The following is a 9,896-nucleotide window of genomic DNA, read 5'->3' on the forward strand; positions in this document are numbered from 1 at the left end:
AGGGGCTTGGCGCCGGCCACGAAGGTGAGTTCCCCGCAGCGACGGCTGCCCTGGGGCGAGCGCACCCATGTGATGGGGGTGCTCAACCTCACCCCCGATTCCTTCAGCGACGGGGGCCGGCTGACCGGCCCCGCAGTCGCCGTGGCCGTCGCCCGGAGCATGGCTCGTCAGGGCGCCGCCGTGCTTGATCTAGGGGGTCAGAGCACCCGCCCCGGCGCCAGCGAAGTGGAGGCGAACGAGGAGATCAGGCGGGTGCTGCCCAGCCTGCGGGCGATTCGCAGCGCGTTAGCCGCTGAGGAGTTTCCGGGTTTCCCCCACCCGCCGCTGCTCTCGATCGACACCTACCAGGCCGCCGTGGCCGAAGCGGCCCTCGAGGCGGGGGCCGACTGGATCAATGACGTCAGTGGTGGCCGACGCGATCCTGCCCTGCTCCCCCTGGTGGCGGCCGTTGGCTGCCCCTACGTGCTGATGCACAACCGCGGCACCAGCGTCACGATGGACAGCCTGGCCGACTACGGCGATGTGGTTGCCGAGGTGCGGGCGGAACTGCTGCAGGCCACCGAACGGGCCGTGGCGGCCGGCGTGGCCCTGGAGCAACTCATCTGGGATCCTGGTCTGGGCTTCGCCAAGACCACGGCCCAGAATCTGGCCCTGCTAGACGGCCTTGCGGAGCTGCGAGCTGAGGGCTTCCCCCTGCTGGTGGGCCCTTCGCGCAAGCGCTTCATCGGCACGGTATTGGCGGAACCGCGGCCCCGGGCCCGACTCTGGGGCACAGCCGCCGTGGTCTGCAAAGCCGTGGCGGCCGGGGCCGATCTGGTGCGGGTCCACGATGTGGGACCCATCGTTCAGACCTGCCGCATGGCCGATGCCCTCTGGCGCTGAGCCACTCGCTTCAACTGCCGCTGTATTCGATCTGGCCCTTGGCGTTGATCTGGGCCTTGGAGAAAAAGCGGGCCATCCGCTCGCTGAGCAACCCCTGCTTGGCCAAGACTTCACCGAGCAAGCCACCGCCCTGCTTCTGGACAGCAAGGGCCGATTGAAGCTGCTCAGCGCTGATCACGTTCAACTCGACCAACCGATCTCCCAGGCGCTTGTCATTGAAGCCGCCCCCATCGAAGAGAGTGGGGTTGAGGAGCAACTCCAGCAACTGGGGGGGCACCTGCAGGTTGAGCTTGAGGAATTCCCCGAAGCGCTGGGTACCAGCGAAGGGGCGGTAGTCCTCAAGAAGCTTTTCGAGCTCATCGATCTCAAGGAAGCCCGCCTGAACGAGCTTGTCGCCGAGGGTCTGGCGCTGGAAGGTCTGCTCGCCGCTCTCGCTGGCGTTGAGATCGCCATCCACCAGCTCCGGAGCACTGAAGCGCTCCTGGACCCAGGGATCACTGCCGAGGAAGCTGAACAGCTCGGCTGGGTTGATGGTCAGACCACCGAATTGCTGCTCCAGCAATTCTTCGATAAAAGCCACCTCTGTGGTAGGGCCAAGAATCTGAAACGGCTGGCGGTTGCCTCGACCGGTGCCGATGAGCTCAAGCTGCACCTGAGGGGCCGGTAGACGGATTCTCAGCATCCTCGAACAGTAGCCAGAATTCCCACAATACCGACGAGGGCCGACCAGAAGCCCTGAGCTGCAAGCGGACAAGCTTATCGATTTGAAAGAAAGTTGCCTCTTGCAGATGCCTCGCATTAGTGTTAGCGGGATTGCCTAGCCGAAAAGGGGTTCTGCGACGTGGTTCGAGCCGTGAGCCTGCCAGGGGCTGGGTCCCATCTGAGATCCATGTGGTCGGGGCTGAGGGGCTTCATCGACCGTCAGCTCGATCTGCTGGTTGAACTGAGGGACCACCAGTTCTTCCAGTCGCTCAAGGACACCGACTGGAGCCAATACCAAGTCGGGCCGATCGTGGTCAGCTCGATCTTGATCAACTTGCTGGAGCTGGCCTCACCGATCTACATCAACCTCGTCTACACGACGATCCTGCCCACTAAAGCCTTCTCCAGCCTCACCATCCTCACCATCGGCGTTGTGCTGCTGCTGTCCCTCTCGGGCTGGTTGCGCACGGTGCGCACGGCCCTCACAGGCTTCGATGGCGCTCGGGTGGAGCACCAGCGCCGCCTGGAGGCCCTCACCCACTTCACCCAACTGCGGCTGAGCGACTACCTCAAGGAATCCCCCTCCACCCACGCCGAACGGCTCAACAGCATCAACCTGCTGCGGGATGAGAGTGCCATTCAGGCCTTCACCACCGCCATCGACCTTGCTTTTTCACTGTTTTTCGTGTTGGTGCTGTTCCTGATCGGAGGCAGCGTTGGCCTGATCGCGGTGCTGGCGATCCTCATCTACCTGCTGCGCTCGCTCCAATTCGCCCGCGACTTCGAATCAATCTCCCGTCAGAAGGATCAGCTTGAGCTGGAACGGGTCAACTACCAATCCCAGTTGATGTCCTCCATTGATCTGATCAAGTCCAACGGGCTGGGGCGGTTCTTTCTGATCGGCAACGAGGAGCGCCAGGAGCGGTTGGCCTGGCAACGCCTGCAAAACAACAACGCCACCGGCCAGTACCAGGCGTTCAGCAGTCTGATGAACCAGGCCACCATGGCTGCCATCGTCACGTGGGGCGCCTTCCTGGTGATCACCGGAAACCTGCTGGTGGGGGCCCTGGCCGCCTGCCTGCTGCTGGCCGGAAAGATCCTGCAGCCGTGGCAGCAGGCCCTGGGCCTTTGGAGCAGCTACCGGCGGATGATTCATGCCCGCGATGAGCTCGACACCCTGATGGCCCTGCCTGGGGAACCAGCGGGCGGGGAAGCCGATCTCGCTGCGGGGGAAACCCTCTACCTCAGCATCAATGGCCAGGCGCTTCCACCGATTCCTGCTGGAGAGGCGGTGATCGTGCGAGACAACAACACCGGCGCTGACGCCCGCCACCTGTTTCTCTCGCTCCTCCAAATCGAAAGTGGTCTTGATCTCAGTGTCAACGGCCTGGGAATTACCGACTACAACCGTGAGCGCCTGCGGCGGGAGGTGATTTACGTCGATCCCGCCCAGAAGTTCTTCGACGGCACCCTGTTGCAGAACATCACCTCCTTCCAGCCCAACCGCTACAACCGCAAAGCCCTGTTCTGGTCGGTGCTTGTGGGAACCGACGACAAAGTCAGAAGCCTCTCCGACGGCTACACCACCCCCTTGGGCAGCACCGCCTCGACGGGCCTCTCCCGCGACACCTTGCAGCAGTTCCAGTTGATTCGCGGCGTGGCCCTTGAGCCCAGGCTGCTGCTGGTGGATCTGAGCGAGTGTTCCTATGGCAAGGAGTTCATCGATGGTTTCTCCCGCTTGCTGAAGCGCACCCACGGCCGCACCACGGTGTTGATCTGCGGGGCGGGAAATGCCCTCAAGGCCCTCACCGACCAGGTCATTGATCTTCCCGCTCTGTCCATGGAGGTGGCCCGATGACCAGCCGCAACGTCCTGCTGCGCGACCTCACCCTCAGCGCCGAGGCGCCCATGGCTTTCTGTCTGCGGCTGTTGCTGCAGCAGTTGCTCTGGACCGGCAGGCCCGAGGAGCTCTTTGAGCTGATCGGAGAGGACCCACGCCAGATGGATCTGGTGGATGTTCGCAACGTGCTGCTGCGCCTTGGCTACGGCAGCCGCCTGGAGGTGCTCCAGGCCTGGAGCCAGCTGAACCCCCATCTCCTACCCGCCTTCTACCTCAGCCCGGAGGGCGTCCCCTATGTGATTTCCCGGGACAGCCGCGGCGTAGTGATCGCCGGCAACGTCACCGGTCGCACCGATCCCACCACCCTGCCCCCCGAGGGACAGTTGGTGCTGCTGCAAGAGAAGGCGAACCTCGATCGCACCAGCCTGCTCAAGCAGATTCTCTACCGCTTCACCAACCGCATCGGTGTTCTTTACGCGATCAGCTTCGGCCTCAGCCTTCTGGCGCTGGCCCTGCCCTTCTACATCCGGGCGATCTATGCTGTTTCAATTCCCAGCAACAGCATCGTTTCCACTCTCTGGATTTTCCTGGGGGTGGTGGTTCTGTTTGGCCTCGACTGGATCCTCCGCCAGTGGCGTTCCGGTCAGCTGGCGCTGCTGGCGGGCCGCGTCGAAAGCCTGATGGGAGTCGGAATCGTCGAGAAGCTTTTCTCGCTGGATTACCGCCAGATTGAACAGATCGGCCGCAACGGGCTTTATTATCGCCTGCGCAACCTCGACAGTCTGCTGGGTTATCTGCAGGGGCCCCTGGCCTCCGCCCTGCTGGATTTCCCCTTCATCGTTGTATATCTCGCCGCTGTGGCCTTGATTGGAGGCTGGCTTGTCATGGTACCGATTGCCCTGATGGTGATCAGCGGCCTTCTGGTGTTCTTTCTCGCCCGCTACTACGCCGGGGCCTCCGAGCTCAGCCTCACCACCGGAGCTGGGATCGGCCTGGCCCAACAGGAGCTCGTCTCCCGCTTTCTGGAAGTCAAGACCGCCAATATCGGCTGGGTCTGGCTCCAACGGCTGCGGGGCCTCTCGGCGGAGAGCAGCAAGAGTGGCCTTGAACTCAACAAGCAGGTGAGTCGCCTGCAGGTGCTGATCAGCACCACCTCCCAGCTGGCCGGTGTGCTGACCCTGGCGGTGGGTGCTTGGTTGATCACCTCCGGGGAGCTCAAGGACCCAGCGGCGATGGGGAGTCTGATCGCGGCGATGTTCTTTGTTTGGAGGATCTTCACCCCCTTCCAGCAATTGATGAATGCCGTGCTCCGCTACAGCACCATGCTCAATCAATACAACCAGCTTGAATCGTTCTTAAAGTTGCGGGGTTCCAGCAAGGCCTCCAGCGAAGGCAGCGTTCCCCGGCTTCGCGGCAACCTCTTGCTCGATTCTGTCGCCTCCCGGCTGGGTAACGACGCTCAGCTGGCTCTCAGCCGCGTTTCGCTTTCGGTGAGCCCCGGCCAGATCTTGGCGGTGACCGGCCATGCCGCCTCAGGGAAGAGCACCGTGCTGAAGGTGATCGATCAGCTCTATCCGATGGCCAGCGGCACACTGCTGTTTGATGGCAACGACTACCGACAATTCACCACCGATGGTCTTCAGCGCAACATCGCTTACGTGATGACCAACGTCGAACTGCTACCAGGCACTGTGTGGTCGAACCTCACGGCGATGAATTCCGATGCCACCGTTGATGGGGTGCGCCGGGTCTGCACTGACCTCGGCATTCTCGAGGCTCTGGAGTCCTTGCCGGATGGCTTGTTCACCCCGCTCACCAGCGATGTCACCTACCAGATCCCTTTGGGGGTACGCAAACTGATCGCCCTTGCCCAGGCACTCATCAAGGATTCACCGATTCTGCTGATCGATGACATCAGTCAGGGTCTGGCCCCTGCCCAGTTCCAGACAGTGGTGGATGCCCTCCCCAAACTGCGTCGTTGTTCGTTCAGCGGCCAGGAGCGCAGTGTGATTCTCGCCACTGACAACAAGCTTCTCCTGGAGCTTGCTGATCGGTTGGTGATCCTCGACAAGGGCGTCACCGTCTTCCAGGGGACCGCAGAAGAACTCCGCCAACAGATGCAGAAATCTGCTGCCTGATCACCCTCTACTGCCCCGCCAACTCCTGATCCCATGACCAACTCCTCCAATCCCCCCGGCGCTCCTTCCGCCATCACCCCCAGCCCCGCCAACGACCTCGCCCTTCCCCCCGGCAGTGGCCTGATCAGCAAGCTTCCCGGCCTTGAGCAGGTGGACACCCTTGGTCTGGTGGGCCGCAACAGGCTCAGCCAGGCCCTGGAGTTGGAGGAAAAGCCCGACAACCGATACCTCAAGCTCACGCTTTACGGCATTGGTGCGGCTTTCCTGATCTTCATCCCCTGGGCAGCGCTCACCCCGATCAACGAGGTGGTGAACGCTTCGGGTGAAGTGATTCCCGAAGGAAATGTGTTCACAGTGCAGCACCTGGAGGGGGGCATCGTCGAACGGGTGGCGGTCAAGGAAGGTGACCAGGTGCAAAAGGGGCAGTTGCTGCTGCAGTTGCGCCCCAACCTGCTGGGCAGCCAGTACCTGGCCATGCAGCAGAAACTGCAGGCCCTGATCCTTCAACAGGCCCAATTGCGGGCGGCGCTCAGCGGCACCGGCAAGCTCCCTGACTCCAGCAAGGAACTGGGCAGCCTTGGCACCAGGGTCCAGGATGCCCAAGAGGACCTGCTGCGCAGTCGCACCCAGAACACCCGTGATCAGGTGGACACGATCCAGGCCCAGATTGCCCAGAAGAAAGCCGAAATCGCCCGCTTCAACGACCAGGAATCGAAGTTCTTGAAGGAGCAGAGCCTGTTGCGCCAGGGGGTCTCTATGTATGAAAAGCTCGATAACATAGGTGCTGTTTCCCGCTTGCAGGTGGTGAATGCCCAGCGGGAACTGGCAGCCTCCAACACACAGCTGGCGGAACTGCGGGGCAACCGGGCCGTGTCCTACAAGCTGCTCAGTGAGGCCCAGGCCAAACTGCGCAGCCTGAACTCAGGCCAGCGCTTGGAGGACGACTCCAAGATTGCTGAGCTGGTGAACGAAGAGGCGGTGGTGAGTGAAGACATCAAGCGCGTCAAGAACCAACTCGAGCGCACCAGCATCCTGTCCCCTGCCAATGGGGTTGTGCAGGATGTCAAATTCATGAACGCCTCCGCCGTGGTCGCCCCCGGTGCCTTAGTGGCAACGGTCGTACCGGAAGGCACCAAGCGAATCGTCGAGGCAAGGGTACGGCCTTCTGACATTGGCTTTGTGAAGTTGGGCCAGAAAGCCGAGATCAAGCTGCAGCCCTACGACTCCACGATCTATGGCTTCGTGCCTGGGGTTGTGTCGAGCATCTCACCCACCACCTTCCAGAACCCCGACGACCGGCAGTATTACTACCGGGTGAAGATTGCCCTGGAACGTCAATTTGTGGATCCCCAGAACAAGCTCTATCCAATTCTCCCCGGTATGACTGTGGTGGCTGACATTCAGGGCCCCCGTCGCAGCGTGTTGCGCTATCTCTTCCAGCCGATTGCCCGCACCATGAATTCGGCCTTCACAGAGGCCCGTTAAGGGGGGGCCGTAAGGCGAGAGTCGAAGGGCGCCATTGGGGTGACTCTCAGGCAACTCTCAATTCAGCCAAACCCCCTGCAACGAAAGGGGTTTGGCTTTTTTCGTGGCTGCGGCTGCAGCGTTCTAAGCACACTCTCAGTTAATCGGGAGCAAGGCTTACGCAGCCGCGCCTAGGTTGAAAACAGATCGGAAAGGTGTGCTGAGCTCCTTTCCAACTTCTGGCGTCGACCCTTCGCTGAATCAAGAGATGACCTCCACTCCCTTCGTTGCCGGCCCCAGTGCCGACGAGAGCCAGGTCGACGCCACCAATGTCGGGCTGGAAGCCACCGACGACGAGCTGCGCAAGAACACGCAACAGGCCGGTAGTGGCGCTCCGTTCACCCCAGGCGGTACTTCCCCCAACCCTGAAGGGGCCAGCGGTGTGCCTGACACAGGCATTGGCCCCAACCCAGATCAGTTCAACCTTGGGCCAATTGGGGAAGTCAATGCGGCACCTGGCACCAACCTTCCTGAGCCAGGTGGCCCCGGCGGCCCTGATATACAAGGCGGTGGTGGTGGAACCCCGCTGCCGGGCTTAGGAGCCACACCCCTCAGCAGCTTGCCCCTGGATTTGGGCGTCGTCGGTGGTGTTAATCAACCTGGAGCGCAGACCCCTGATCAGCTCACCCCCCCCCAGGAGACACCCCCAACCTCGGTTGCAGAAGCTCCTTCGCCTGTTGATCAGCCGCCCACTGTCACCATCTCGCCAGCCATCCCGGAGGAGCCTCCCTCGAGCGATGAAGATCTCCGCGGCAACCCGGAACTGACTCTGCCCCCTGGATCGGTCGCTGAACTGGGGCTCGAAGGAGGTGCTTTTGCCGGCCTCAGGACGACCAGTGGTGTGATCACAGTCAATGATCCTGATGGTATTAGTGATATCGCAACAGTTGTAATTGCAGGCAAGATCTTTACCCTTGGTCAACTCGAGCAGATTTCCCTCGATCCCAGCAATCCCTTCTTCAGGATTCCGCTGGAAGCCAATGACGGTGACATCACCCCTGAAGGTATCCTCACTCTTACCAGTTTTAACCCGATCACAGGCCAGATCGGGTTTACTTTCACCCTTACAAGCACTGTCAATAATGCTAATCCGCTTGACAATCCCAATGTCAATGACGTCTCTGGCGCCATTCCTTTTGACGTAACCGTCACTGACCAAGCTGGTTTGTCGGCCACGGCAACTGGCGGAATCCTGATCATCGATGCCAAGCCGGTGGCTGTGGCGGATTCGGCCAGTGTCAAAGAAGCTACCACCCTCTCTACATCCGGAAATGTTCTGTCCAACGACAAGAGCGGAGCTGACGGGCCTGGGTCCTTCGTTAGTTGGGACAGCTCGCTGCAAGGTCTTCACGGTACGCTCGTTGACAATGGAAATGGAAAATTTACCTATAATCTGAATCCACAGGATAGCGTTGTTAATGCCCTTGATGATGGTCAGAGCCTCACCGAGACCTTCAACTACACGATGAAGGATGCTGATGGTGACACCAGTATTGCCACGCTCACCGTCACAATCAACGGTACGAATGATCGGCCCGGGATCATTGTCGATTCGGGCAATCCCGATGGTGACAACGATGTGGTTTATGAGGCCGGTCTGCCCAGCGGCTCCCAGGTCGGCCCCACAGACACTTTGGCAGAGGGGACTTTCACTATCTCCGATCCAGATGGGCTTGATGACATCAAGTCCGTCACGATTGAGGGTGTCACCATCCTCATAGCCAATCTAGGTTCCAACAACGTCATCTCTGGCGATCACGGCATTCTCACCATAACCGGCTACAACAGCAGCACCGGTGTTGCGACGTACTCCTACTTGCTCACAGGATCTACGACGGACGTTCCCTCCGTCAACGAAATCGATGTGTTCACTTTGAGCACATCCGATGGCACCATCTCATCTGCTCCCGCCACGCTCACCATCACCATTGTTGATGATGTGCCGACGGCGGCGAATGATGGTCCCTTCTCACTGACAGAAGATGCGGCCACAACGGTGGCCAGTGGCAATGTGCTGAGCAACGACGTGTTTGGGGCTGATCAACCGATCACCTCGGTCACCTGGGGTGGTTTCACCGGCGATGATCTCAGCGACTACGGGACGTTGGTGCAGAACAGCAATGGCAGCTGGAGTTTCAGCCTGGATAACTCCCTGGCGGCGACGCAGGCGCTGGGTGCTGGCGAGAGCAAGTCGGCGATCTACACCTACAGCTTCTCGGACGCTGATGGAGATCCCACCTCCGCCACGCTGACGGTGACGATCAACGGTGCCAAAGATGGCGCCACCGTCGAGACGCCGGCGATTGAAGGAGCGGATGGCACGGTCTATGAAGCCGGACTCCCCACGGGATCGGATGCGGCGGCGAGCAGCGAAACCACCAGCAATAGCTTCTCGATCTCTGCCACTGATGGCATTTTGAGCGTGGTGATTGGTGGTGTGTCGTACACCCTGGCGCAGCTCGAGTCCTTTGATGGCAGCCAGAGCATCAACACGGGAGAGGGCCTCCTCACGCTGAATGGCTACAGCGGCACGGCGTTTGGCGGCTCCATTTCTTATAGCTACACGCTGAGTGGGACGATCGATAACGACTCGCAAGCGGGAGCGAGCGGTAGCTCGTTTGATGATGTGATCGGGATCACGGTGAACGGGGTTGGCGGCACCACGGCTTCTGATGATCTCGTGATCACCATTGTTGATGATGTGCCGACGGCGGCGAATGATGGTCCCTTCTCACTGACAGAAGATGCGGCCACAACGGTGGCCAGTGGCAATGTGCTGAGCAACGACGTGTTTGGGGCTGATCAACCGA

At 60.7% G+C, this 9,896-nt stretch carries 6 protein-coding genes; 5 read left to right on the forward strand and 1 reads right to left on the reverse strand.

The annotated features are described in order from the left end of the window. Positions 1-6: 6 nt before the first annotated feature. Positions 7-882 carry a dihydropteroate synthase gene (folP, locus tag KBY88_RS15620; protein WP_396103344.1) on the forward strand — a complete coding sequence of 292 codons (876 nt, stop codon included), beginning with the start codon at positions 7-9 and terminating at the stop codon, positions 880-882. Positions 883-892: 10 nt separating this feature from the next. Here folP and KBY88_RS15625 read toward each other — a convergent pair whose 3' ends face one another. Continuing rightward, a complete protein-coding gene (locus KBY88_RS15625) occupies positions 893-1,534 on the reverse strand; it encodes a cyclic di-GMP-binding domain-containing protein, MshE-related (RefSeq protein WP_254940870.1) in 642 nt (213 codons plus the stop codon). Between the two features lie 237 nt (positions 1,535-1,771). Between KBY88_RS15625 and KBY88_RS15630 the strand changes: the two genes are divergently transcribed. The 4 genes from KBY88_RS15630 to KBY88_RS15645 form a co-directional block, all read left to right on the forward strand. Continuing rightward, positions 1,772-3,442 (forward strand): ABC transporter transmembrane domain-containing protein, encoded by a 1,671-nt coding sequence (locus KBY88_RS15630; protein ID WP_254940871.1) that lies wholly within the window; start codon positions 1,772-1,774, stop codon positions 3,440-3,442. Next, the gene (locus KBY88_RS15635; protein ID WP_254940872.1) at positions 3,439-5,562 is read left to right on the forward strand and encodes an ATP-binding cassette domain-containing protein; all 2,124 of its coding nucleotides are present in this window, start codon (positions 3,439-3,441) and stop codon (positions 5,560-5,562) included. Before KBY88_RS15630 ends, KBY88_RS15635 begins: the two co-directional genes overlap by 4 nt. A gap of 33 nt (positions 5,563-5,595) precedes the next feature. Continuing rightward, entirely contained in the window at positions 5,596-7,047 is a 1,452-nt protein-coding gene (locus KBY88_RS15640) for an HlyD family type I secretion periplasmic adaptor subunit (protein WP_254940873.1), read from the forward strand. Between the two features lie 247 nt (positions 7,048-7,294). Next, on the forward strand, positions 7,295-9,896 hold a 2,602-nt coding region (locus tag KBY88_RS15645; protein WP_254940874.1), incomplete at its 3' end, for a beta strand repeat-containing protein.

Source organism: Cyanobium sp. Morenito 9A2 (assembly GCF_024345575.1).
Classification (GTDB): domain Bacteria; phylum Cyanobacteriota; class Cyanobacteriia; order PCC-6307; family Cyanobiaceae; genus ATX-6F1.